The sequence below is a fragment of the Streptomyces sp. SGAir0957 genome, assembly GCF_043523415.1.
The window spans coordinates 15,529-38,392 of sequence record NZ_CP027294.1 but is presented as its reverse complement, the minus strand read 5'-3'; the positions used below and the strand labels follow the sequence as shown (position 1 = coordinate 38,392).

Here is a 22,864-nt window from a genome sequence, read left to right as displayed (position 1 = left end):
CGTTCGCCCATGCCAGGCCACCGACTTCCAGAAAGACACGAACACGTGAAGGATGTACCCGTGCGCCACCGCGCACGCCGCCTGGCCCTCACCCTCGCGGGGACCGGCCTGGCCCTGGCCCTGGCCGGGTGCGGCAGCGACTCCCCCACTCCCACCAGCGACCACCCGCGCAACGAGCGGACCGACGCGCACGCCGTCCTCACAGCCGCGCAAAAAAAGATGTTCGCGCAGTCCTCCTACCGGACCGTGCAGCTTGCTCTCGCGGGAGTGCAGAAGGCGGGCACGGTGTCCGTCACCGCGCCCACCAAGGTGAAGTGGTCGATGACCATCGGCCGCGGCGAGCCCCCGGAGGAAGCGGACTAACAACGCCTCCCGCGGCACTTCGCTGTCTGAGTGGCGTGGCCGGGCGGCTGGAGTGTAGTGGGCCGGAACATGGTCAGGGGGCGGTCTCACGGAGGCCGCCCCCTGAGCGTGCGACATCGCCGCCAGTCATGACGGCGACGGAGGCAAGGTTTGCTCGTCACAGTGCTGTTCGACACGCTGGGTGACCAGCTTCAGCGCCTCGCCTCCCTCGTTTTGCAGCGGCGCCGCCAGCAGCAACTGGATCAGCCCGCCGGTCGGGCCACGCCGCCAGCCGGCTGGCCGCGGCCTGACCGCGAAGCTTCTCCCAGCGTCGGCGGCCCTGCCGCGCGTTGGTCAACGAGCAAGCCACCGGGAAGAGGCGGCCGGGTTTGGCTGCATGCACGCGGCGGCTGCTTGACGCGCGCGACGCGTGATCCGTATGGCACATCCTTCACCCGCCGAGCGATGAGGACGGCAAGTGCGCTGAGGCTGGGCGGACGGGCCACACCGCCGCCCAGTGCACGGCCATCCACCACACGGCGAACATGGCCACCGCCGCGGCCGTCCCCTGCAGCTTTCGGCGTGTCTGCTTCTTCATGCGCCTGCGCCGTCGTGTCGCCATCAGTTGTCCGCTCCCCACGCTCGTGACGGAAAACGCCCGGGATTCGGTGCAGTCCGGCTCATCGGCTGGCCTGGGTCACGCCGGTGGCGAGCTGTCCGAGGAAGTCGGCGATGCTCTCGCCCAACGGCGTGGGAGCGATCAGGATGCCCAGCGCCAGGACGAGGATGACGGTCATCTTCTCGTCGTTGCGGCTGCGGGCCTCTGTACGTCGACGTAGTCGGAAGAACACGATGATCGCCAGCAGCAGTGCCACGTTGATGGTCAGCAACGCCCATCCCCTCCCCACCGAAAAGATCGCCCTCAACTTTCCTGTGTAGCCGCACCGTGTTGATAGTGGAGGCGGGTTGTTGACGATTGGCATAAAGCTGTCGGGCCTGGCCGGATCCCGCGTGCAGGTCAGTTTTCGACGTGCACGGTGACGTACAGGTCTGCGGGAGCGCCGCTGTGCTTCCCCCGTGCGCCGAGCTCTTTCAGCCGGGCGGGGTCCGGCGCTCCACCAGCGCTTCGGGGCGGGCGAGCTGCGGGGGCGGGGCGGCGGCCGCCGTGGTGGGATCAGCCTTCACGGAGGCGGGCGCCAGGACGTGCAGGGCGCGGACATTGGCGCTCGGGACCCGCTCGTTGGCCGCCGCGATCAGCTTCGGCGCGCTCCAGCGCAGCTTCGTGCCGACGGCCGGGGCGTCGGGGGCGACGTCCAGACGGCCGCTCTCCGAGTCGAATGCCGTCGCCTTCACGCGGCCGGCGAGTTCGGGCACGGCTGCGGCGAGGATGGTGTCGAAGTCGGCGAGGACGGAGCCGCCGGCTGCCGGGGCGACCATGCCGCGCTCGGTCATCATCATGCCGATTGCCGCACCGAGCTCGAGCGGCTCACGACCGTCACGGCGTACGACGGTGGTGGTGCGCCGCTTCGGCTTTTTCGTCTGGGTGGCGCCGTTCTTCTTCGCCGCCTCCCTGGCCGCGACCAAGGCATGGCGCGCAAGGTCGACGCCGCTCAACTCGGTCATGCGCTCACCCCCCGGCCGAGGCAGCCTGGACGCTGGTACGCCTGGGGCAGAAGCCGGAGAAGCTGCGGTTCGCGGGGGCGGCGTGGCAACGGGCGACTTCGCAGGGTGTCTTGCGCGCGCTGGGGCGGGAGGTGACACCTGGCGTAGGGAAAGATGTCTATGCGTCGGCGTCAGGAGGCGTGCTGCTCGTGGGTTGCCGCAACGGCCTTCATGCCCGCTGCGGCTCGCCTCGCCCCGTTGTTGTTCAGGGTTGCCCGCATGCATTCACCGGCGCTGGGCCTGGGACTCCTGAGGGTTGAAAAGGGTGGCGTCCTCGGGCACCCCGACGTGTTCCGTGCCATCGTCGCGGCGGTAGTGCCAGGTGAAGGGCATGCCTTGGGCGATCTCGGAGTCAGGGCCGTTCATGAGTTGGAAGTGCAAGTGGGGTTCGGAGGAGTTGCCCGAGTTGCCGACCTGTGCCAGTTGCTGGCCGGCGCTGACCCGATCGCCCACGGCCATACGGAGGGAGCCGCGCTTGAGGTGCGCGAAACCTGCGTACGTGCCGTGGTCCAACTTGAGCACGATGTGGTTGCCCCACAGGTGCCGGGGCCATCCCAGACTGCGGATGAACCCTTCCAGGAAGAGGTAGCCGAAGCCCGGCAACGAGGTACGGGAGAGGTGATCGCGCTGACGGTCGGAGGCAGCCACGATGACGCCGTCACCCGGGGCCAGGACGGGAGCGCCGAATGCGGGGTAGTGGTGGGGGCGTCGGCCAAAGGGCCACAGCCAGCTGGGCTTCGGGGCCGGGCTGCCGAGCGGATGGTGTGTGAGGTCGATGGCGTAGCTCTGTGCATGGAAGTGTGTGTGGCTGGGAACCTTCGTGCTTGGCCCGTTGAGGGCTTTCCAGCGTCCGGCGACGGGCACCTCGACCGCAACTGGTTCTTGTCCCTGCGGCGGACGCTGTCTGCGCCACAGGCTCCAGCGCATCGCCCCGCCAAGCGCCAAGAAAATGACGCCCGTAAACCACAGTGGTCCCAGGCCCTGTCTGTTCACCAGGATGCACAGCACACCGGCAGTGAGGAACAGGCCATGGCGTTTCCACAGGGACATCAACAAGAGGGCACCTCGGTTGGTCGAACTTGCGGTAGTGCTAGGTCGGTTGGTGGCGGCTGCGTGTGCCGAGCGCCTTGTGCGATCTGTGGACCGGACGAGGCGTCGATCGTGCTCGGCCCAGGGTCAGCTCTGGCTGATGGGCCACCAGGTGATGTTCTCTCGTGGTGCGCATTTCTCGGTATTGGTCGTTCCCTTACAGATCATGACGTACCCGGTGGTGGTGGGCTGATACGCCTGGCGTATCTCGACGGGGACGTGCCCGGGCCCGCAGTTTTCGGCCTGCTTACGAACCGGCCCCGGCGCGAGGTCGTGCACGAACTGGGTCCACAGTGCGTAGCAGGTGTCGCCGGTGCTGCTGAGCGTGCCGTTCAGGACCAGGGTCCGCGTGATGCCGTTGCTGGTAGGTTCGGTCCATCGCTGCCCCTCGGCGGAGGCCGTTTCGAGCTGCGTGGACCACTCGACGGAGCGGGCCGACGTGCTGTCACTCGCGAGTGCCGGGGCGGTCATGGTCCAGGACAGGCCGGCGGTGAGTGTTGCGGCTGCCCAGGTGCGTGTGTACATCAGATGAACTCCTGTTGTTGTGGCGACAGGTTGGGTGTTGTCGTTATGCCGTAGCGACGACGGAGCGCGGAGAGAGCCGCGAGGTGGCCGCACATTCCGTGGACGGACGGTCCGGGCGGCGTGGAGGCCGAACACAGATACACGCCCGGCAGCGGCGTGGTGTACGGGTTTCGGCGCAGGGTCGGACGGGCCAGGGTCTGGCGCAGGGACAGTGCTCCGGCGGAGATGTCCCCGCCGACGTAGTTCGGGTTGTACGCCGCGTACTGGGCTGCCGACAGGCCACGAGAGTCGATGATCGTGTCGGTGAATCCGGGGGCGTGTTCCTCGATATGTGCCCGGATGATGTCGACCGGGTCGCGGGTGTCCCCGTTGGGGACGTGGGCGTATGCCCACACGGGACGCTTGCCGCCGCGGGCTCGTGAGGGGTCGGTGACGGCCGGGTCGACGACGAGCATGAACGGGTCGGAGACCGGTCGGCCGCCGACCGTGGCGTTCTCCTGCCGGATGATGTCGGCCTGCGTGCCTCCGAGGTGGATCGTGCCTGCCTGTCGCAGGAGGGGGTTGGTCCACGGGACGGGCGCGCTGACGAGGAAGTCGGCCTTGGCCGCGCCCGGGCCGTAGCGGTAGCGACGCAGTGCTCGTTGGTAGCCGGCGGGAAGGCGGGTGCCGGCGAGGGAGAGGAACTCGGTGGGGCTGACGTCCAGCAGGACGAGTGGCACCTTCCTGAGCTCTGCCAAGTCTTTGACGTGGTGTCCGGTGTGCACGGTGCCGCCGTGGGCGGTGATGTCGGCGACGAGCGCGTCGGCGATGCGGACACTGCCCCCTTCTGGCAGCGGCCAGCCGCTGGAGTGGGCGGTGTGGGCCAGGAGCAGGGCCACCGCCGCCGAGGCGAGCGAGGGCAGCCTGCCAACCGCGTGGGCAGCCACCCCGGTCAGCAGCGCTCGGGCTTCCGTAGTCGTGAACGGGCTGTGCTTCGTGGCGTTCGCCAGGATGCGGGGGGCCAGGAGCATCGGCGTGGTGAGGTCGCCGGGCAGGGAGCGCTGGTCGGAGAGGAACAGGTCGACCACGGCGGTGGACCGTTCGGCAAGTGGGCCCAGCAGGCGCGTCCACCGTTGTGCGTCGGGTCCGAGCTGCTCGGCGGTGCGCGTGATGCTGCGCCACGCCGCCACCGCGTGGCCGCCGGGCAGAGGGTGGGCGTAGGGGATGTCCGGCTGGAGCAGGCGGACACCGCGTGCCGGGAGGTCGAATGCGCGGAAGAAGGCGGAGGCCGCCGCCATCGGGTGGACCGCCGAGCAGATGTCGTGCACGACGTCGCTGTCGAAGAGGGGTGTCGAGCGAAGTCCGCCGCCTGGCGTGCTGGCCTTTTCGTACAGCGTCACCTTGAGCCCGGCCCGGGCGAGTGTGACAGCGGCGGCGAGCCCGTTGGGGCCGGTGCCCACGATCGCGGCATCGGTCATCGAGTTCCCCCTGCGACCGGGGTCAGCTGCTGGCTGGCGAGACGTTGGTAGGTGGCATCGCTGTTCATCAGCTGAGTGTGGGATCCGGTGGCGCGCACCCTTCCTTCCTCGATCACAAGAATGCGTTCCGCGCCGATGGTGGTGGAGAGCCGGTGGGCGATGGTCAGGACGTGGCAGCGTTTACTGATGACCGCGATGGCCTCGCGTAGTGCCGTTTCGGAGTCGGAGTCGAGGTGGGCGGTCGCCTCGTCCAGGAGCAGCACCTTCGGGCGGGTCAGCAGGGCGCGGGCGATTGCCAGGCGCTGACGCTGTCCTCCCGACAGGCCCGTGCCGCCTTCGCCGAGCGGGGTGTCCAGGCCCTCCGGCAGCGCGTCGATGACATCGGTGAGGTGCGCCGCGGCAATCGCTTCGGAGATTTCGGCGGCACTTGCTTTAGGGTGAGCGTAGGTGAGGTTCTCCCGGACGGTGCCCCGCATCAGAGGAGCCTCCTGTTCGACGAGGCCGATACGGGAGCGCAGTTCGTCGAGGGGCATGCCGGCGATGTCGATGCCGGCCAGCCGGACCGTGCCCGTGTCGGGCACCTGGAACCGCTCGATGATTTGGAACAGGGTGGTCTTGCCCGCCCCGGAGGGGCCCACGATTGCGGTCACGCCGGTGGACGGCAGGGCGAACGACACCTCGGTCAGGGCGGGCACAGCGCTGTCACCGTAGGAGAAGGTGACGTTGTGAAACTCGATTGCTGAGGTTGCGGCCGGGGCGATGGGTGAGGTCGAGGCGCCTTCGTCAGATTCGGTCTCGATGTCGGCCAGTTCCTTGACCCGGTCGATCGCGGCTCGGCCCTGCTGGAATTCCCCGAGCGACATAAACAGCAGCACGAGCGGGGACACCAGATAGAAGAGGTACATGATGAACGCGGTGAGGTCCTCGATGGGCAGGGCTCCCGTGGCCGTACGGGCCATGCCCCAGGTGATGACCACGGCGAGGGACACCTGGGTGCCGACGTTCATGGCGGGCATCAGCATTGCCGACAGGCGTGTGACGTGGATGCCGCTGGCCCGCGCGGCGTCGGCCCTCTCCTCGATGTGCTGGGCTTCGCGCTGCTCGGCTCGTGAGGCCTTCACCGTGGTCAGGGCTCCCAGGACTCGCAGGAGCGCCGAGCCGTAGTCGCTGGTGTCCTGGCGGTTGACGATGGCGGCCTTGCGGACGGCACGGGCCAGCGCGAGGCCGATCACCGAAGCCGCTCCGAGGCAGCCGGCCGTGGCCAGCAGCATTCTCCAGTCGAGCCAGGCCATGACGCCGACACATCCGACGACCGTGAATCCGGAGGTGATGATCTGGGACACGGAGGAGGACAGGGCGACACGGGCCAGGGAGGTGTCGGAGACGGTCCGGGTGAACACGTCTCCGTGCTCGAGTCGGCTGAACGCGCGGATACGGGAGTGCAGGAGACGCCCGGTGAGGGTGGCCCGCATGTCGAAGACGATGTTCTCGCCGGCCCGCCCGATGAGGAAGAAGTGCACGGCTGCGAGCGCCGCGTCGGCGACGAAGAGCCCTGAGAGGAGCAGAATCGGCCACAGTGTGGACTCGCTCGCGGCCACCGCCTCGATCAGATCACCGATGAGCAGGGGTTGCAGGAGCGTCGCCGCGGTGCCGAGCAGACCCAGGAGGATGCCCGTGCCGAGCAGCAGCCGATGACGGCGTATGAGGGCGGACGTGTTCACTGCCTGCTCCTGCCGAAGGCGATGGCAGCGATCGTCGCGATGCTGCCGGCGAAGATGAGGCTCTTGGTCAAACTGTCCCGTGTGAATTCGCCATTGTCGCGGAAGACGGTCAGCATGACCGGCACGGCGATCATGAAGGCGATGAGGAACGACAGCACGCCTTTGGTGGTCATCATGGATCCCTTTTCTTGTCGTGGTGTGGAGACGGCCGGGTTCACCTGCCCTTCACGTAGGTGGTGACGAGCATCGGGTACTGGGTCGTGTAGGGCGACAGGTTCCAGTCGGAGTACCGGGCTTCGGGCACGAGCCCGGCCGCGATGGCGTAGGAGTCGACCTCGTCCGGCGTGGTCAGCCGGGCGACCTCGTGGCCCACCCGAGTCGTGCCGTCCGCCTCGTGCCAGACGTGGGCGCACTGCCAGAGATCGGACCCAGGCGTAAGGGTCGAGTGGGTCTGCAGCCCGGTGCCGGGCTCCGGGTACGGGGTGAAGATCGTGGTGCGGGCAAGGCCCTCGTGGAGGGCCTCGATACCTGGCCGGTTGCCGGTCTCTACCACCAGGCGTCCCCCCGGCTCCAGGAGTTCGGCCGCCGTCCGGACGGCCGCCTGCTGATCTTCCCGGGTCAGGAGCATGGACAGCGTCCCGCACACCGCGTACACGAGCGCATAGGTTCGGTCGCTTGTATACGTACGGATGTCCGCGTGCGCGCCGGTGACGTGGACAGCCGTGGGGTCGTCGGCCAGCAGCGCCAGCATCTCCGGTGAGGAGTCGAGGCCGACGACGTGCCCGATCTTCTGGGACAGCGGGATGGCGATGCGGCCGGTGCCCACGCCGAACTCGAGAGCGTCCCGTGAGGGATCGGGGTGGAGACGGGTGAGGGTCTGCGCCACGGCAAGGGCGCTGTCGTCCTTGGGGAAAAGGCGGTCGTACCACGTGGCGAACTGCCTGCCGTAGCCGATGTCGTCGATGGTGCCGTCCATGGGAGCATCCGTTCCTTGCGAGTGGTGGGGGAATGGCCGCGCAGGGGCACCGTCAGGGGCCGCTCCGCGGGAGGCAGAGCGGCACCATGCGGCGTTGCGGTCTGCGGGTGTTGTGGCTAAGCGGTGGCCACGTAGTGCGCAGGCGGTGTCTTCATCGGCGTATAAGGCGAGACGAAGAGTGTTTCCGGCTGTTCGTCGCGGTCGTGGCCTGCGGCACGGACGACAGCGAACTGAAACCCCTTCACGGTCTCATCGGCCTGTTCCTCGCGGATGGTACGGCGGATGAACTCGACCAGCAGTTGGTACGCGGACAGGTTCTGTGCCCGCCGGACCCCACCCTTCTGGGCTTCCTGCAGTATCGCGGTGCAGATGTCGAAGACCGCCTTCTCCGGCCTGCGGGAGGCGAACCAGAACGCTTGATGCAGTTTCCTGGGTGCGATCATCTCGATCTCGCGCCACTGGCTGGTCTCCCCGTCCAGGTCCAGCGTCCGGTAGGTGTAGTGGAAGTCGTGGACGGCCGGGTTCGGGGCGAAGAATCTCCAGTTGGGCACCATGGAGAAGATGTCCTTGGAGCGCGCGCGGTCGAACACGAGATGAGGGTGCTGCGCGGCAAAGGTTGTCACCAGCATCCCCGCGCCGACCCATCGGGCCCGTGCGCCAGGGCCGGTGAACACGTCCTTGACCAGTGCGGCGGACTTCATCGTTCAGCACCCCCCTTGAAAGTGGAGTCGGCACCAGCCCGGTCGCGTCGGCGCTGTGCGTCCAGGAAATCGCTCATGAGTCTGGCTGCCTGGTGGGCGTAGCTGGCGTCGGTGAGCATGGAGTCATGGTCGGACCCCTCGATTACCTTGACGTCGGCTTGCTCGCCGGGACCCTGGTGGGCTCGAGCCAGCTCGTTGTACATCAGGAGTTGTTCCGGGTCCTGATCGACGGTCTGCTGTGCGGCGATGACCAATGCCGGTACGGAGGAGGTGGCAATGGTGCCCGTGAAGTCGGTGAACTCCTTCTCCACAGCCAGCCACTCCCGCCTGCCCGCCTTCCACAGGCGGGCGTCGGTGTACTGCGCGAACACCTTCTCGCGGTAGGCCATGGGGAGCTTTTCGACCCAGCCGGGACGGCTCATCAAGACCCCGGTACCCAGCCGCGTGTACCGCGCCACATGCGTCAGCGTGTCCCGCAGGTCCTTCGCTCCGGCACGCTGCCGTTCCGAACGCTGCAGCTCGGCGGGGTGTGAAGGATCGAGATAGATGACACCGGCTAGCCGCTCGGGTATACGGTCGGCGACCCGTCGGATCAGCTCGCCACCGAGGGAGTGCCCGACCAGCACCACTTGGCGGTTCTCCGGCACAACCGCACGGATGAGATCCTCCAAGTCGTCGACAGACTCGACCAGTTCATAGGGCGCTGTGCAATGACGGCGGCTCCCCGCATACCCTGCCCGCGCGTAGGCCACAACAGAGTGATCCGACCCGTGAGCGAAGCGTTCGCTGATCCAGGCAAAGTGCTCCGACGTGGAGGCGAGCCCCGCGCAGAACACCAGGGTCGGCGCATCCGAGTCAGGCCCTCCGGTCTCGTACATCAACTCATTGCCGTGCCGGGTCACGACCTTGCGGGATGTCGGCCACCCTTCGAGGACCACGGCTCGGCGCTGAGCCGTGACCAGGGCGCCAGCAGCGATCGCGCCGGCCAGCAGCAGACCCGCCGCCTTGGCCGCACGGTCATCGCGCCCGGCGACCGCGGGATGGGACTTGGGCGCCGTGGTGTAGGCCACCATGGGATGCATCGACGGAAACGCGGTCATGAACCGGCCGAGGCCCATGACGAAGCCGTTGGCCACATGGAAGCCTCCGGCAGCGGCCAGGAACGGGCGGGTAAGCCGACCGCCGGCGATATGGACGAGCGGGAAGAGGCACTCCATCGCCAGGACGCTGTGCTGCACGGCCTTGGACGTTTTCGGGTAGCGCTGGGTCAGGCGGTAGATCGGTTCTGAGCCGTACGTCCGTGTCCGCATCACCCCCGGAAGGGCTGAGCCCCCCCGCCACTTGTCGCCCACGAGCTTGACCCAGCCGGACACCGCGTAGGACATGCTCGCTTGCATTCCGACATACCACAGCAATGCGTCTTGAGTTTCCGTTTTCTTTACCAACCGGGCTACCCCGGTTACGCTTTGGACGAGGTTTGCCACCTGGTCCGATCCGTCCGTTCCGTAACGGTGCCGGGCCTGCAGGAGGTAGCTTGTGCCACTGAGGAAGAGACTGCTGGCACCGCGCCATCTGGCTTGCCCTGGCAAGAGCATCGCAACACTGACCGCAGCCCGGGACGCATGCAATGCCAGAGACACGTTCTTCTTGCTCGCGATATTTGCGACCTTACGAAGGGTCACATTGCTGGCCTCCGGGGTCCTCCTCATCACCTCCCAGTCGTTCAGGCCGCCGCGGTCCATATGTCTACGCTGGTGAAGGTATTCCAACGAAGAAGACAGCGTGGTAAGTGCGGCCAATCTCTCCGATATTCCTAGCGCCCTTTCGCGTGAAATCGGGACGGGGGTAAGTGCTTTTGAAGTGATCTTCTTCAGGCGCCTCAAAGGGATATTCCTCCCAGGTCATCCGCCGGTCTGGCTAAAATGGGAAAGCTGTCGGGCCGCGATTGGAGCGCGGCCCGACAGCTTCGGAGCACCCGCTGGGTGTTACGTCAGGGGTGCCGTCACCGGCCCACGTTCAGTACGTGGGCACTGCGGGGGACTCAGCCGGCCGCCGCGCGTCCCGCCTCGTAGGCGCCGACCGCCGCAGCACCTGCGGCCAGCCCGCCTGCCGCGTAGGGGCACAGCGCCACTGCAGCCGGAGTGAAAGCCACCGGCATCATCCGTGCGACCTGGTCGTCCGCGATCTCGGACAGGGTCGGGGATGCGGCCTTGCTCGCACTCTCGATGATCTGGTTCATCTAGATCCCCTGCCTCAGCTCAGTTGACGACGCGGCCGGTCACATACGCGCCGACGGGAATGGTGAAGGCCACCGCCGCGGCCGCGATCTTGGCACCTGCCCCAATGGCGAGGGGGGTGGCCATGATCGGCACGCCGTCGGTCTTGGCCATACCGTCCTCGAGGGCGGGTATCTCCTGCTCGTTCATGAAGGCTGCAATCTCAGCCATGACACTCCTTCTGACTCGATTTGCGATCTGTTTTCCGCAACGAGAAGCGGATCTACTGTGACGCAATCATCGAAATCTTCGGAGGGTCGGAATCCCGTGGACGAGACGGCAGTGCACGTATGTGCACTAGTCGCAATCCCCGTGTGTAATCCCGTGCGACCTCTCGCGAGTGCGAGAGGCGCCGCACCTACCCCCGTGTCATTGCGCCACTTCGGTCAAAGTGGCGACCAGTGATCGTTCCCCGTTGCGAGAGCCACTATAGAAATCCTTTACCTAGCTGGATCAAGGGATCGCGGTGTGGCGCATCTCACATGGCGTGTCGGGAACTCCGGAGTGCCTGAGTCCGAATACGCTTGTGGCGAGTGGGGGTGGCCTGAATGGTTTTCTTGGGTGAGCCTTGGAAGGTGATGTGGCCTGGGGATTCCTCGGTGAGGGCCGCCAACTCGTCAGTCCGTCGACTGGCGGGATACGACTTATGCGAGGTGAGGGGAGAGACCCGCCGACCCCAAGAGACGTTGGCGTGAAGTCGTGCCAGCGCTGGCGGAAAAGTGCTACTCCCGCTCCTTCGCTCCGTGGCCTCTTGCCTGGAGGAGCGGCCGCCGGGAGGGCAGAGGCAGCACGCGCCGAGTCTGGGCTCGTTTCGTTGAGGGCCTCGTATTCCAGGGCCATGGCGTTGATGACGGTGGCGTAGATCTGGACTCGTTCCTAAGAGGTCGTTTTCATAGACGGAGCCCGTTTCGTCATGTTTCGTTCTCGCGCTAGGTGAGGCCGTTGACGGGATGAGGGGCTGACGAGGTTGAAGAGCTTCACGGAGAGTCCGTATTGCCTATGTCGTCCGCTGAAGCCTGTCTCATTCCAGGACACCCCTTTCCGGTGCCATGCTTCGGTGGCCGATGCTGCGCGCCTGGGCACACGCGACTTCGTGCGGTACGCCATCACCATGCAGCCACGACGCGCCTATCCGAGTGACCTGTCCGACGCCCGCTGGGAGTTGATCGAGCCGGTCCTGTCGGCCTGGCGGGCCGAGCGCCGCAGCAGGGCCCTGGAGTTCGGTCGTCTACCGCAGCACGAGCTGCGCGAGATCATGGACGCGATCTTGTATGTGGACCGCACCGGGGTGCAGTGGCGCTATCTGCCGCACGACTTCCCACCCGGGAGCCGGTGTACGGGTACTTCGCCAGGTGGCAGAAGGACGGGGTGTTTGCCCAGCTCACCGGCCTGCTGGGCGAGTTGGTGCGACAGCAGGAGGGCCGCGCGGCGAAGCCGTCGGCCTGCCTGATCGACGCGCAGAGCATCAAGACGTCCACCAGCGTCCCCCGCTCCGGCCAGGGCATCGACGCCGGCAAGAAGATCTGCAGGGCCGCTTCGGTGGCCTGGAGTTGGGCGGTGAGCTCGGCGATCTGGGCGCGGAGCTTGTCGACCAGGTCGCGGGCCGCGGCCTCGCGGATCTCAAGCTGTTCCAGGAACTGGTGCATGCTTTACCCCTGCTCGTTCGAGCTGACCTCGCGGGGCGGGCCGGGTGGCGGGTCACGCCAGGTCAACGCGGTGGAGGCGGTGAGCCGGCGGGTCATCACGCCGGTCATCGACCAGCGGATCCAGGACGCCGAACTGGCGGGCCGGGCCTCGTAGTCGCGGGCCAGGCGGCGGTGCAGCATCAGCGTGCCCAGGGTCTGCTCGACGATCCACCGTTTCGGTGACGGGGTGAAGCCCGTGGTGGCCGGATCCCGGTGGACCACCTCGACGTCGATGCCCAGGGCGGCACCGTGGGCGACGACGGCGTTCTTGAACCCGGCGTCGACCCAACTCTTGGACAGCGACGGGTTGTCGGCCGCGGCCTCGTTGAGCAGGCTGATGCCGATGGCGTTGTCGTGCACGCTCGCGGCGACCACGATCACGGCGATGAGCAGGCCGAGCATGTCGGTGGCGATGCCCCGCTTGCGGCCCCGGCTTCTCTTGCCCGGATCCAGCCCCGTGCTCTCTTTGGGTGCGTTGAGCGAGGCGTGCACGGTCTGGGTGTCCATCACGATCGCGGTCGGGTCCGCGTTTCGGCCGCGGCTCTCGCGGACCTGCCAGCGCAACAGGTCATGGACCGCCTGGTCGGTACCGTCGTCCCGCCACAGCCCGAAGTAGTAGTAGACCGCGGTGTAGGGCGGGAAGTCGTGCGGCAGATAGCGCCACTGACAACCCACCCGGGCCTGGTACAGGATGGCGTTGACGACCTCCCGCATCGCATACCGGCCCTGATGGCCGCTGACCGACGGATGCCGGCCCTTCCAGGCCGTGAGGACCGGCCGGATCAGCTCCCACGCCTCATCCGACAGGTCACTCGGGTACGGCTGCCGGTCAGCCACTCCTCCAGCACACCGCACCGTCACTCATCCGCAAGCCCTCAATCAGGACAACCACACCGACGACTCACAGAACGCCCACTCAGTTCGGCATGACCATGAGAGTGACCCAGGCTGTCGTGGATCAGATGCTTCAGGAAGAAACGTTGATCAAGTTGAGAAGGCGCGTCAGGTAGCCCACGGGCTTGGCCGCCCGCCCGGGGCTCTTGCACAGCTACTAAAGGCTGTCCCGCAACTGTTGGGCGTGGCGAGCCGGGGTTGGGCGGTCTCGTTGCCTGTTCATGGCCAGCCGCAATGGCAAGATGACGGCTCCGACCATCTTGAGAGGCCACCCTCGTGCCCACGCCTGCCGACTACCTCGCACTGGCGCGTGCCGAGAAGGACGGCTCTGTCCTACACCGCCTCGTCCAGTGTCCGTACCCCTTCGTCTGGCAGGCTCTGGCCACCAATCCTCACACCCCGCCCGCGGCTCTCCTGGAGCTGAGCAAGGCGCGCGACAGTGACTGGAACGACAACCGACTCCTTCACCTCCTGGCCGAACACCCGGAGGCAAACCGCATAGTTCTCCGATCTGTGCTCGATGGCGTTGCAGCGAAGCTTGACGAGGGCGAAAGGCCTTACGCCGCCGTCCTTGCTCTCGCGGGTCGGCCAGAGCTTGAGACCGGCGAGGTGAGAAAGCTCGGGACTCTTCGAGGGTCCTCTGCTCGTCTACGCCGCCTGCTTGCACTGCGGCTGAGCTCCCGCATCTGAATGATCGTGCCTCTCCAGGTGCGACGATCACGGCGTGGCTGGTGTGATCAAGGCGTCGGAGCCTTCCTGGATAGCCCCGTTCACCGGGCTGAGCCCGCGTGTCTTCAGGAAGCTGGTGACGGGTCTGCGTTGCGCGGGTGCGGACGCGGTCCGCAAGGGCCGGCCATGGAGCCTTCCGCTGGAGGACCGGCTCCTGCTGGTCGCGGCGTACTGGCGAACCGACCTCACGATGCGGCAGCTCGCGCCGCTGTTCGGGGTGTCAAAGTCGGCAGCCGACCGCATCATCGCCCACCTCGGACCGAGGCTCACCCTCCAGCCCCGCAAGCGGTTCGCCAAGGGCACCGTGCTCATCGTGGACGGCACCCTGGTGCCCACCCGCGACCACACGATCGCCGAGCGGTCGAAGAACTACCGGTACTCCACCAACCACCAGGTCGTCATCGACGCCGACACCCGCATGGTCGTCGTGGTCGGCCGGCCACTCGCCGGAAACCGCAACGACTGCAAGGCGTGGGAGGAATCCGGCGCCAAAGCCGCCGTCGGCGAGACCACCACGATCGCCGACGGCGGATATCCCGGCACCGGGCTCGTCATCCCTCACCGCAGAGAACGCGGCAAGACCGAACTTCCAGCCTGGAAGGGGGAACACAACAAGTCCCACAAGCAGGTCCGGGCACGCGTCGAGCACGTCTTCGCCCGCATGAAGACCTGGAAGATCCTCCGCGACTGCCGCCTCAAAGGAGACGGCGTCCACCACGCCATACTCGGCATCGCCCGCCTGCACAACCTCGCCCTCGCCGGATAGGCCAGCGCGCCGCACGGCGGCCCACCACGCCCGAGGCGTCAGAGATCATTCACGGGACAGCCCTTAAGAGGGACCAAGACGTCGTTTCTTATGGCTGAGGTGCGGGGTGGACGGCTTCAGGGAAGCCCAGCTCGTCCAGCAGCGCGTCGAACAGCTCCTCCACGAAGGTCTCCTGTGTGCGTAGCAGTTCCTCGATCCGAGACCGCTGCGCCGCGGCCTGGGCACCAGCCGCTGAAGCCCACACGAGAGCGCCTTCGGCGTCGGTCGGCACCTCCGCATCGAGTTCTGCACGCTTGTGTCCGATGGCTTCTTCGAACTCCGGGGTGGCCAACCACAGACTCACGTCGTCCACGTCCTCCGGTTCCTCGACGAGGAGAGCGGCGGCGTTGTCCAGGTTGAGCCACGCCTGCCAGCGGTGCCCGTCGGCGTCCAGGCCGGTCACGAGGGCGACGCTGCTGTCGGAGACATCGGCGACGCAGGCCGGCGCTCCGGTCCATTCGACCAAAGTGGACAGGTACTCGTCCTCCCAGATGCCTTGTTCCAACTGCAGGGTCTGCCAACCGCCCGGTCGCGGCTGCCACTCGTGCACGTCGTCCCTCAGCTCTGGACCGGTGCTGTTGAACATGGGTGCCTTCAGCAGTGGGCGCTCGCTGCGCGCAAAGACCAGATGACCGGAAAAGCCCATCGAACCTCCTCGTCGAATCCCAGCGCACCCTACGAGCTGCTACTGACATCACCGGTGCTGGCCGACTGTTGCTCCCGACCGACCGGCTCACCTGATCAACCGGCGGTAGCCGATGAGGACTGCGGCTATGCCGACGAACGCGAGGAAGTGTTCGGCCTTGCGTTCGTAGCGGCGGTGGAGTTTTCGACAGCCGGCCAGCCAGGACACGGTTCGCTCGACCACCCACCGATGCCGGCCCAGCCTCTGCGAGGACTCGACGCCCCTGCGGGCGATGCGGTGGCGGATGCCGCGTTCGCGGAGCCATCGGCGCAGGGGGTCGTAGTCGTAGCCCTTATCGGCGTGCAGCTTCGCCGGCCTTCGGCGCCGGGGACCACGGCGGGACCGGATGGGCGGGATGCCGCGCACGAGCGGCTCCAGACCCTGGCTGTCGTGCATGTTCGCGCCGGAGATACCCAGGGACAGCGGCAGTCCGTTCCGGTCGCAGATCAGGTGGATCTTCGATCCGAGTTTGCCGCGGTCGGTCGGATTCGGTCCCGTCAAAGGCCCCCTTTTGCCGCCCGCAGACTGACCGAGTCGATCGCGCACCGCGACCAGTCCAGCTCACCCCGCGCACCGAGCTCGTCAAGGATCACGCGGTAGAGCCTCGCCCAGACCCGGTCCCGGCTCCACTGGGCGAACCGGCGGTAGACCGTGGGCCAGGCCGGGCCGAACACCGGCGGCAACTGCCGCCAGGTGCAGCCCGACGTCGCCACAAAGATGATCGCCGCCAGGGCCTCACGGTCACCGGCCCGGCGTCGGCCACCGCCCTGCGGGCGTATCACCTCAGTCGGTGGCACCACCCTCCGGAACAATGCCCACAACTCGTCCGGCACCAGGCGCTCAGCGAGATCAGTCATGCACGGATCAACGAACGATCACGCCATAAGAAACGACGTCTAAGCCGACTTCCGGCTCACCCGGAGCTGCCGCGCGACCTCCATCGGCGTGTTGCCTTGCGCCAACAACCTGGCGGCCTGCACCCGCACGGTCTCCCGGCGTCCACGCCCCACGGCGGTCAACCCGCCCCCCTCCGCATACCTCACACACCACGGAATACAGCCAACACACCGGACACATCAGGCACTTCCCGCAACTGCACCCTAACGAGCCGAAGTCAGTAACGCCCTCTCAGGTCACCGCACATAACCGCCACTCTCCGCCGGGCACGGGTGGGGCACGGGAATCGCCGCGAAAACCGTGTGCCCCAGCGGCTGAGCTGTTGCGGCTGCTCGTACAACCAACCGGCCCTCTTGTTTGTCTTGTTCGGCGATGTCTGAATCACCTCGGCCGCCGAACAGGACTGACTGACTTGATGAACCCAGCCAGACGCACGACCGCCACCGCCTTGGCTCTGGCCACGGCAGGCGGAGTGCTCTACGCCACCGCGGTACCTGCTTCTGCGGCGGTGAACTGCACTTCCCCTGTCTTCACACGGCAGTTCTTCGCGAACACGACGTTCTCGGGCACGCCGAAGAAGACGGACTGCGATTCCACGATCGACCAGAACTGGGGCAGCGGAGCACCCGTCTCCGGCGTGCCGTCCAACAACTTCGGGGTGCGCTGGTCGGTGACGCGCGACTTCGGCTCCGGTGGCCCCTTCACGTTCACGGCATCCGCCCTGGACGGAATGCGCGTCTATGTCGACGGTGTCCGCAAGATCGACGTATGGAAGAACGTCTCCGCCACCGTCAAGAAGACGGTCAACGTGACGATCCCCGCAGGCAAGCACACGATCCGCTTCGACTTCGTCAACTGGACGGGTTCCGCGAATGTCAGGTTCGCCTATGCGCCACGTACCTCCGCCGCCTACGACAAGGTCAAGCCCCTCATCCCGACGGGCACGGCCGTCTCGTACAACTCCGTCACCGGCGCCGCCAAGCTCACCTGGACCAGGAGCAAGGAGATGGACCTGGCGAATTACCGGGTCTACCGCCGGCTTAAGGGCGCGCCGTACGGCAAGCAGCTCGCAACGACCACCGCGACGTCGTACACCGACAGCGCGCTGCCCAAGACCGGGGCGACCTACTACTACGAGGTGCGTGCCGTCGACAAGGCGGGCAATGTCTCCGGCGGCAGCCCTGACAAGCTCGTCACCACCGTCGACAGGACGCCGCCCGCCGCGCCCTTCGTCGAACAGGACGCCTGTCCGGCCGACCAGCCCTACGCGGCACCGCAGCTGGTCACCACCGCGCAGAACGCCGCCGACATCGTCCGGTACGAGATGCAGCGGCTCGACGCCGCCACGAAGCTCTGGAGCACCGTCTACTCCGGCACCAAGGGTGCGATCTGCGACACCGGTTACCGGGCCGACGGCAGCAAGGTCACCTACCGGGGGCGGGCCCGGGACGCCGCCGGGAACTGGTCGGCGTACTCGGCCGCCACGACGTTCACCACTCCCGACCTGACCCCGCCAGCCCCGGTCACAGGGCTCCGCGCCGAATACAGGTCGGGCGTTCCGCACCTGGTGTGGTCACCCGTCACCGGGGCCGCCTCTTATCAGGTCCTCCAGTACGACCCGGCGACCGGCGGCTACACCGACGCTCTTCCCGAGGAGGCCACCACCACCCGCACCGACGTGGTGCCGACCCAGTCGGCCGCCGTCGCCGACACATACCGGTACGCGGTGCGCTCACTGGACGCCAAGGGCAACCCTGCCGCGCCGGTGGAGGTCACTCTGGAGATGGCAGACCGGCCGGAGGCGATCCCCGCGTTCAAGACCACTGCCGACAGGTTCGACGAGGGCGTGATGGTCGAGTGGAGCAGCGTCGACCCGTGGACCGTCGACGAGCAGCCCCTTCCCACGTACAAGATCATTCGAACCGACACCGCGACCGGCGAGACCGACATCGTTGACCGGTGCAAGCCGTTCACCTCGGTGGACCAGCCGCTGGATGCCCCGGACGCGTACTGGACCTGGGCGGACGACGACGCTCCTTTGTCCGCCCGCAAGCAGGTCAACGGCAGTTGCTGGGACGTCCAGGGCAAGTCGGAGACGACGTACGAGTACCGAGTCGTGACGACCGACCGGTACGGACATGTGTCGCAGGTCGGCCCGCCCGTCACCGAGACCACCCCGGACACGCAGCGTCCCGCCCCGGTTCAGGACCTGACCGCGGAGCGTGTCCCGCTCGGCGTCCGGCTGACCTGGACGCCACCCGCCGATGCGGACGTCACCGGCTACCACGTATGGCAGGGCGTCACCGACGCGGACAGTGGTGAGACGGTCTGGAAGGAGAACTGCTGGTCCGGCAGCTCCCTGGCCAGGACCGAGATCCTCTGCCCCACGGTTGCCGACGGTGCCACCCACGTCTACAAGGTGGCAGCCACGGACGGCCGGCTCATGCACGACGACCGGGCACTCGACGTCCTCCACCCCGCCGACGTCTCGGTCACCCTGCCTGACACCCGCCCGCCGGGCTGGACGGAGTCCGAGGTCGGTGAGGGCCAGTACCCGCAGCTGTACGTCGGCTGCTCCGAGAGCTCCGGACTCGGGGACTGTTCCCGGTTCGCGAGTTACCGCGTGGAGCGTTGGGACTCCGTCACATCCGCATACGTGGCTCTGGCGGAGGGCACGATGGGTGACGCCGCGTACTACACGGACACCACGGTGCACGAGGACCGGCTCGGCCTGTACTACTACCGCGTCGTACGGTTCGACGCCTTGGGCGTCGAGGCCGAGACCCGATCGACGGCGTACGGCATCTGGGACTCCTGGCTCTGACCGGACGTGGGACATGGGGAGCGGGCCGAAGGCTTCTTCTGCCCCCTCCCCGTGTCCCCGTGCTGGGCGACGAGTGGGTGCCCGCCCCCATCGCCTCAGGCTGATCAGCAACGCATCTGCGGGTCATTTTCGTGTCAGTCCCGGGCATGGCGGTACCGCTGGTGCGTCCGCGGATCGGGGCGACCGTCACAGGGCAACGAGGTGGACCGTCCCAGGTGCGACGGTCCACCTTGAAGTTCCCGGGGTTACCTTCCTCGGCGACTTCGTACCGCGAACGCGACGAGAGCAATTACGGCGATGCCGACCAGGAGCCACAGGGGTACACCACTGAGCCCTTTGTAGGCCAGCACGGTTGAATCGGCGGTCGGGTACATGGGGACTCCCTCACTGTTGGGTGGGTGTGTCAAGTGGTGGCGTCTTCATAGGCGGCGTCCGTTGCCTCACCGACCGCCATGCCTCCGACGGCGCACGGCACGGCTCCCGCTCCACCAGTCAGGTAAGTGCAGCCTGCGGTGAACGCCTTGTCTGCCGCGAAGCTCACTGCCGTGCCGGGTGGCGTCCGCGCAGCACTGTAGCCACGAAGGAAGCCCTCGCGGCTACAGGTGATGCGGACGGCACTCTCAAGTACGGTGATGCCGGGCGGCCGGCACGCTACCGGCGTTGTGTCGGCCGGTCAGTTGGCGGTTCTGGCCGTCTTGACGCGTTGGCGCGCACGCCAGACCACGGCTACCCAGATCAGCGCGACGAGCAGGATGCCCGCTCCTTCACGTGCTCCCCAGAAGAGGACTGCGAGTATGCCGCCCACGGCCAGCAACGCAGCTACCGCACCGGCTACCGCGAGCGAGATCTTTTCTCCTAGCAACTTCCCCTCCAGGGATAGGCGTAGCCGTAGAAGTACAGGAAGTGGGTCCAGCCGAACGTCGTCTGGATGGCGATGGAGGCTCCCGCGATGATGGCGCACACGGCGATGACCGCGGGGTGCGGGAAGATCATCGCTACGATGCCCGCGATTCCCGCCGGAACGAAGCCGTAGTCCGCGACCCTTCCCGTCCACAGTCTGTTGAGCTTGTAGGTGGTGCTGTCGGTGCGGCGCAGGTTGTGCTTGTTCGTCCACTTCTTGAGGACCACCTTGCCCCAGGAGCGGTAGACCGTACGCTTGCTGTAGCGGTAGACCTTGCGTCCGTCGAGGTCGACATTGGTGACCGGGTTCCCTGCGGCGTACTCGACTCGGTCGTCCAGCCGCGGAATCGGTTGGCCGGGTCGAGCGTCCACGTCTGGCGGCTGTTGCCCGCCGTCTGCCGGCGCACGAGGTCGTTGGCGTAGTAGGTGACGGCGGTGCCTCCCGGCAGTGCCGTGGTGCGGCCGAACGTGTCGTAGACGTAGCCGCTGTCGACGATGCGGTCCGCCGAGTCGTAGGCCGACGTCCTGGTCGTGCCGCCCGTGGTCGGGCAGTCGGAGCCCGGTGTGCCCACGGTCGTGGTGAGCGAGGTGCGGTTGGTCCTGTTGTCGAAGCCGTAGCCACGCCGGGTGCAGGTGCCCTCCGCTGTGTCGGCCACGTGGGTGAGCCGCCGCCCGATCCCGTCGTAGGTGTAGTCCTGCGTCTCGCCCTGGCCCGCTCCGCCCGAGTGATTGAGCCACTGGCCGTGGATCGTCTCGGTCGCGGAGTCGGAGATCAGGAGCGTTCCGTCGGAGTCGCGGGTGTAGGACCGCTGTGCCGGTCCGGCCTGACCGAGGTCCTGCCGCATGGTGTAGCCGTGGGGCCGGCCGGATTCGAACCGGCGTCCTCCCACATGCGGTGAAGGCGCGACAACCGCTGCGCTACGAGCCCCATCCCGATCGCGATCGTATGAGAACCCTGGATCCAGCGCTCTGTATTTACCCAGGATGCCTGCGCACTCAGCGCGACGACGTCACGGTTCGTGCAAGGCGGCGAGCTTCTACGCGGCCGATCCAGCTCATGTCCATGGCCTCACTGTATGGGCGCTCCCCCCGCACGGCAGGGCGGAACCGGGTGTTCTCCGCTGCTCGTTCAGGCAGCGGGGCGGCGTGGTCATGGTCTGGCCGACGAGCCTCAACAGCCGCGGCTGCCAGTGGGCCCCGGGAAAGTGATGTCACGTCCATCATGACAGGCCGGGGGGCGTTTTCGTAGGAGTAACGGCACAGGTGGTGAGCCTTGTTCGGCCCTCTCCGGGACGCCCAGAATCTCCGTCATGAGTCACTTGGGGAAAGTCGCTCAGGACGACATCGTGCGGGCGCGGAATGTACTGCTCGCGTCGGGCCGCCGCACGCCGCGCGAGGAGGTCGACGCCTACCGGGTGCTCGCTCAGGTCAGCCCCGCCTCGTACTTGCCGCTCCTGGCCCGGGCACTGCAACATCTGAGTTACGACACTGGCTCCGGAAAGAAGCATCCTGCCTGTCTCGCACTGCGTGAGGAGGCGGTGACCGTGGCGCGGTCGATCGATCCGGCCGAACCCGCCCGCGCGGACGTTCTGTACGGGGCTCTCGACATGTGTCAAAGGGAGCTGTACAGCCTGGGCCGGCGCGCCGAAGGGCTCGCCATGCGCGCCGAGATGCTCGCCATCGGCCGAGCGCAGGCCGAACTGTCCAAAGGACCGATGGTCAGAGGGCTGCGCGAGTGGGCTGCCGGACTTTCCGAGGAAGGCCGGTACGCCGAGGCTGCCGATGCCATGACCGAGCTGGTCGCGGCGGTCCTGCCCGACGGGTCCCGCAGTGGGGCTCTCGCCTGGTCACTGCTGGAGTGGATCGGCGCTCTGCATGACGCCGGCCGGTCCGGCGAAGCCCTCGCCGCATTCGAGACACTCGTCAGCATGGAAGCGGCCGAAGCCGCGAACGACCGCGGCCCGACGGCCTGCCACCTCTACTCACTCATCGGGTACGCGCAGATGCTCGACACCCATGGCCAGGGCGAGCAGGCGGTCCTCGTACGGCAAGAGGCACTCGCGCTGCTGACGGAGCTGGCGGATACCGGTGAGCGGAAGTCTTGGAGTGGTTATGCGGCGTCGTTCTGGGCGGTGCTGCTGACCTTCTCCGGCGCCGAAAGCGATCGGGCTTCCTCCGATAGACCGCGGCCGCCTTCAGGGGCGGAGCCCTTGCAGTGGTCGCCCGATGCCCAGCGGCGCTACTTCGACAGCCTTCATGCCCTCCGTGAAGAGGTGGACACGCTTGCTGCGCGAGTCACCGAGGATCCGGCTCAGCATCTGACCGAACTGGTCCGGCTGCATCGGCTCCTCACCGTCCGCTCCGCCGTTTACTGGGAACACCGCACCCATCTGTTCGCGGAACGCGTGCGCTCCCTGTTCGACGACACAGTGAGCCTGGCTCGTCGGCTGTCTCAGCACGACCCGGCCGAGGGGCCGCGGACACTGGCCAGGATCCTGATCGACCGATCGACCTTCCACACCGCCGTCTGTGAGTTCGGGTCCGCCCTCGACGACTTCCGCCAGGCCTTGCGCTGCCTGGGGGAGGCCGACTAGGCCCAATGCCGTTGCCTTACGTCCTCGTGGGTGGGGGTCGTTGGATGCGGACGGCCCGGACGGCGGCGCGGGTGGGCTGGGGACAGGTGCGGTGTTCGGCCC

At 67.2% G+C, this 22,864-nt stretch carries 22 protein-coding genes, 1 tRNA gene and 1 pseudogene; 6 read left to right on the top strand and 18 right to left on the bottom strand.

Features of this window, described 5'->3' with window-relative positions; translation table 11 throughout:
• Positions 1 to 45: 45 nt before the first annotated feature.
• Positions 46 to 363 carry a hypothetical protein gene (locus tag C1N81_RS45060; protein WP_394438682.1) on the top strand — a complete coding sequence of 106 codons (318 nt, stop codon included), beginning with the start codon at positions 46 to 48 and terminating at the stop codon, positions 361 to 363.
• Positions 364 to 1,022: 659 nt separating this feature from the next.
• Here the strand turns inward: C1N81_RS45060 and C1N81_RS45055 are convergent.
• The 12 genes from C1N81_RS45055 to C1N81_RS45000 form a co-directional block, all read right to left on the bottom strand.
• Positions 1,023 to 1,232, bottom strand: a complete 210-nt coding sequence (locus C1N81_RS45055) for a hypothetical protein (RefSeq protein WP_394438680.1) — start codon at positions 1,230 to 1,232, stop codon at positions 1,023 to 1,025.
• 202 nt (positions 1,233 to 1,434) lie between these two features.
• Complete coding sequence (locus C1N81_RS45050; RefSeq protein ID WP_394438678.1) at positions 1,435 to 1,965, bottom strand: DUF721 domain-containing protein; 531 nt, start codon at positions 1,963 to 1,965, stop codon at positions 1,435 to 1,437.
• A 264-nt stretch (positions 1,966 to 2,229) separates the two neighbouring features.
• Positions 2,230 to 3,054, bottom strand: coding sequence for a M23 family metallopeptidase (locus C1N81_RS45045; RefSeq protein ID WP_394438698.1), 825 nt, complete (start codon positions 3,052 to 3,054; stop codon positions 2,230 to 2,232).
• Positions 3,055 to 3,180: 126 nt separating this feature from the next.
• Positions 3,181 to 3,618: a hypothetical protein gene (locus C1N81_RS45040; protein ID WP_394438676.1), complete on the bottom strand. Its 438-nt coding sequence runs from the start codon at positions 3,616 to 3,618 to the stop codon at positions 3,181 to 3,183.
• Positions 3,618 to 5,075 carry a phytoene desaturase family protein gene (locus tag C1N81_RS45035; protein WP_394438674.1) on the bottom strand — a complete coding sequence of 486 codons (1,458 nt, stop codon included), beginning with the start codon at positions 5,073 to 5,075 and terminating at the stop codon, positions 3,618 to 3,620. Before C1N81_RS45035 ends, C1N81_RS45040 begins: the two co-directional genes overlap by 1 nt.
• Positions 5,072 to 6,796, bottom strand: coding sequence for an ABC transporter ATP-binding protein (locus tag C1N81_RS45030; RefSeq protein WP_394438672.1), 1,725 nt, complete (start codon positions 6,794 to 6,796; stop codon positions 5,072 to 5,074). The genes C1N81_RS45035 and C1N81_RS45030 overlap by 4 nt, the downstream gene beginning before the upstream one ends.
• A complete protein-coding gene (locus tag C1N81_RS45025) occupies positions 6,793 to 6,972 on the bottom strand; it encodes a hypothetical protein (protein WP_394438670.1) in 180 nt (59 codons plus the stop codon). Before C1N81_RS45025 ends, C1N81_RS45030 begins: the two co-directional genes overlap by 4 nt.
• Positions 6,973 to 7,010: 38 nt before the next feature.
• Positions 7,011 to 7,772, bottom strand: coding sequence for a class I SAM-dependent DNA methyltransferase (locus C1N81_RS45020; RefSeq protein ID WP_394438668.1), 762 nt, complete (start codon positions 7,770 to 7,772; stop codon positions 7,011 to 7,013).
• 116 nt (positions 7,773 to 7,888) lie between these two features.
• The gene (locus tag C1N81_RS45015; protein WP_394438666.1) at positions 7,889 to 8,473 is read right to left on the bottom strand and encodes a hypothetical protein; all 585 of its coding nucleotides are present in this window, start codon (positions 8,471 to 8,473) and stop codon (positions 7,889 to 7,891) included.
• Positions 8,470 to 10,215, bottom strand: coding sequence for an alpha/beta fold hydrolase (locus C1N81_RS45010; RefSeq protein ID WP_394438665.1), 1,746 nt, complete (start codon positions 10,213 to 10,215; stop codon positions 8,470 to 8,472). The genes C1N81_RS45015 and C1N81_RS45010 overlap by 4 nt, the downstream gene beginning before the upstream one ends.
• Before the next feature lie 299 nt (positions 10,216 to 10,514).
• Positions 10,515 to 10,712 (bottom strand): hypothetical protein, encoded by a 198-nt coding sequence (locus tag C1N81_RS45005; RefSeq protein WP_394438664.1) that lies wholly within the window; start codon positions 10,710 to 10,712, stop codon positions 10,515 to 10,517.
• 19 nt (positions 10,713 to 10,731) lie between these two features.
• Positions 10,732 to 10,920, bottom strand: a complete 189-nt coding sequence (locus C1N81_RS45000) for a hypothetical protein (RefSeq protein ID WP_394438662.1) — start codon at positions 10,918 to 10,920, stop codon at positions 10,732 to 10,734.
• A 940-nt stretch (positions 10,921 to 11,860) separates the two neighbouring features.
• Here C1N81_RS45000 and C1N81_RS44995 point away from each other — a divergent pair.
• A pseudogene (locus tag C1N81_RS44995) lies at positions 11,861 to 12,273 on the top strand (transposase); the annotation flags it as partial.
• Between the two features lie 125 nt (positions 12,274 to 12,398).
• Here C1N81_RS44995 and C1N81_RS44990 read toward each other — a convergent pair.
• Positions 12,399 to 13,271, bottom strand: coding sequence for an IS5 family transposase (locus C1N81_RS44990; protein WP_394438661.1), 873 nt, complete (start codon positions 13,269 to 13,271; stop codon positions 12,399 to 12,401).
• A 333-nt stretch (positions 13,272 to 13,604) separates the two neighbouring features.
• Between C1N81_RS44990 and C1N81_RS44985 the strand changes: the two genes are divergently transcribed.
• Together C1N81_RS44985 and C1N81_RS44980 are read left to right on the top strand one after the other, a co-directional pair.
• Positions 13,605 to 14,018, top strand: coding sequence for a hypothetical protein (locus C1N81_RS44985; protein WP_394438659.1), 414 nt, complete (start codon positions 13,605 to 13,607; stop codon positions 14,016 to 14,018).
• A gap of 34 nt (positions 14,019 to 14,052) precedes the next feature.
• Positions 14,053 to 14,823, top strand: coding sequence for a transposase (locus C1N81_RS44980; protein ID WP_394437755.1), 771 nt, complete (start codon positions 14,053 to 14,055; stop codon positions 14,821 to 14,823).
• A gap of 88 nt (positions 14,824 to 14,911) precedes the next feature.
• Here the strand turns inward: C1N81_RS44980 and C1N81_RS44975 are convergent, their stop codons facing one another.
• The 3 genes from C1N81_RS44975 to C1N81_RS44965 all read right to left on the bottom strand — a co-directional run bounded on the left by C1N81_RS44975 (position 14,912) and on the right by C1N81_RS44965 (position 16,533).
• Entirely contained in the window at positions 14,912 to 15,508 is a 597-nt protein-coding gene (locus C1N81_RS44975) for a hypothetical protein (protein ID WP_394438658.1), read from the bottom strand.
• 87 nt (positions 15,509 to 15,595) lie between these two features.
• A protein-coding gene (locus C1N81_RS44970) for an IS5 family transposase (protein WP_394438657.1) occupies positions 15,596 to 16,404 on the bottom strand; the annotation gives its coding sequence in 2 pieces (ribosomal slippage) (positions 15,596 to 16,050 and positions 16,050 to 16,404; 810 coding nt in all).
• Positions 16,405 to 16,443: 39 nt separating this feature from the next.
• Positions 16,444 to 16,533 (bottom strand): helix-turn-helix domain-containing protein, encoded by a 90-nt coding sequence (locus C1N81_RS44965; RefSeq protein ID WP_394426245.1) that lies wholly within the window; start codon positions 16,531 to 16,533, stop codon positions 16,444 to 16,446.
• A 326-nt stretch (positions 16,534 to 16,859) separates the two neighbouring features.
• Here C1N81_RS44965 and C1N81_RS44960 point away from each other — a divergent pair, with 326 nt between their 5' ends.
• Complete coding sequence (locus C1N81_RS44960; RefSeq protein WP_394438655.1) at positions 16,860 to 19,268, top strand: PA14 domain-containing protein; 2,409 nt, start codon at positions 16,860 to 16,862, stop codon at positions 19,266 to 19,268.
• An 855-nt stretch (positions 19,269 to 20,123) separates the two neighbouring features.
• Here the strand turns inward: C1N81_RS44960 and C1N81_RS44955 are convergent.
• The gene (locus C1N81_RS44955) at positions 20,124 to 20,540 is read right to left on the bottom strand and encodes a hypothetical protein (protein WP_394426205.1); all 417 of its coding nucleotides are present in this window, start codon (positions 20,538 to 20,540) and stop codon (positions 20,124 to 20,126) included.
• A 483-nt stretch (positions 20,541 to 21,023) separates the two neighbouring features.
• A tRNA-Ala gene (locus tag C1N81_RS44950) sits at positions 21,024 to 21,097 on the bottom strand.
• A gap of 381 nt (positions 21,098 to 21,478) precedes the next feature.
• Here C1N81_RS44950 and C1N81_RS44945 point away from each other — a divergent pair.
• Positions 21,479 to 22,762, top strand: coding sequence for a tetratricopeptide repeat protein (locus C1N81_RS44945; protein WP_394438653.1), 1,284 nt, complete (start codon positions 21,479 to 21,481; stop codon positions 22,760 to 22,762).
• The last annotated feature ends 102 nt before the right edge of the window (positions 22,763 to 22,864 follow it).

Coding starts and splice junctions, on each gene's coding strand:
- C1N81_RS45020 (WP_394438668.1), bottom strand. CDS start 7,772: ATGGACGGCACCATCGACGACATCGGCTACGGCAGGCAGTTCGCCACG.
- C1N81_RS45015 (WP_394438666.1), bottom strand. CDS start 8,473: ATGAAGTCCGCCGCACTGGTCAAGGACGTGTTCACCGGCCCTGGCGCA.
- C1N81_RS45025 (WP_394438670.1), bottom strand. CDS start 6,972: ATGATGACCACCAAAGGCGTGCTGTCGTTCCTCATCGCCTTCATGATC.
- C1N81_RS45045 (WP_394438698.1), bottom strand. CDS start 3,054: ATGTCCCTGTGGAAACGCCATGGCCTGTTCCTCACTGCCGGTGTGCTG.
- C1N81_RS45050 (WP_394438678.1), bottom strand. CDS start 1,965: ATGACCGAGTTGAGCGGCGTCGACCTTGCGCGCCATGCCTTGGTCGCG.
- C1N81_RS44975 (WP_394438658.1), bottom strand. CDS start 15,508: ATGGGCTTTTCCGGTCATCTGGTCTTTGCGCGCAGCGAGCGCCCACTG.
- C1N81_RS45040 (WP_394438676.1), bottom strand. CDS start 3,618: ATGTACACACGCACCTGGGCAGCCGCAACACTCACCGCCGGCCTGTCC.
- C1N81_RS45000 (WP_394438662.1), bottom strand. CDS start 10,920: ATGGCTGAGATTGCAGCCTTCATGAACGAGCAGGAGATACCCGCCCTC.
- C1N81_RS45005 (WP_394438664.1), bottom strand. CDS start 10,712: ATGAACCAGATCATCGAGAGTGCGAGCAAGGCCGCATCCCCGACCCTG.
- C1N81_RS44960 (WP_394438655.1), top strand. CDS start 16,860: ATGAACCCAGCCAGACGCACGACCGCCACCGCCTTGGCTCTGGCCACG.
- C1N81_RS45035 (WP_394438674.1), bottom strand. CDS start 5,075: ATGACCGATGCCGCGATCGTGGGCACCGGCCCCAACGGGCTCGCCGCC.
- C1N81_RS45010 (WP_394438665.1), bottom strand. CDS start 10,215: ATGGACCGCGGCGGCCTGAACGACTGGGAGGTGATGAGGAGGACCCCG.
- C1N81_RS44945 (WP_394438653.1), top strand. CDS start 21,479: ATGAGTCACTTGGGGAAAGTCGCTCAGGACGACATCGTGCGGGCGCGG.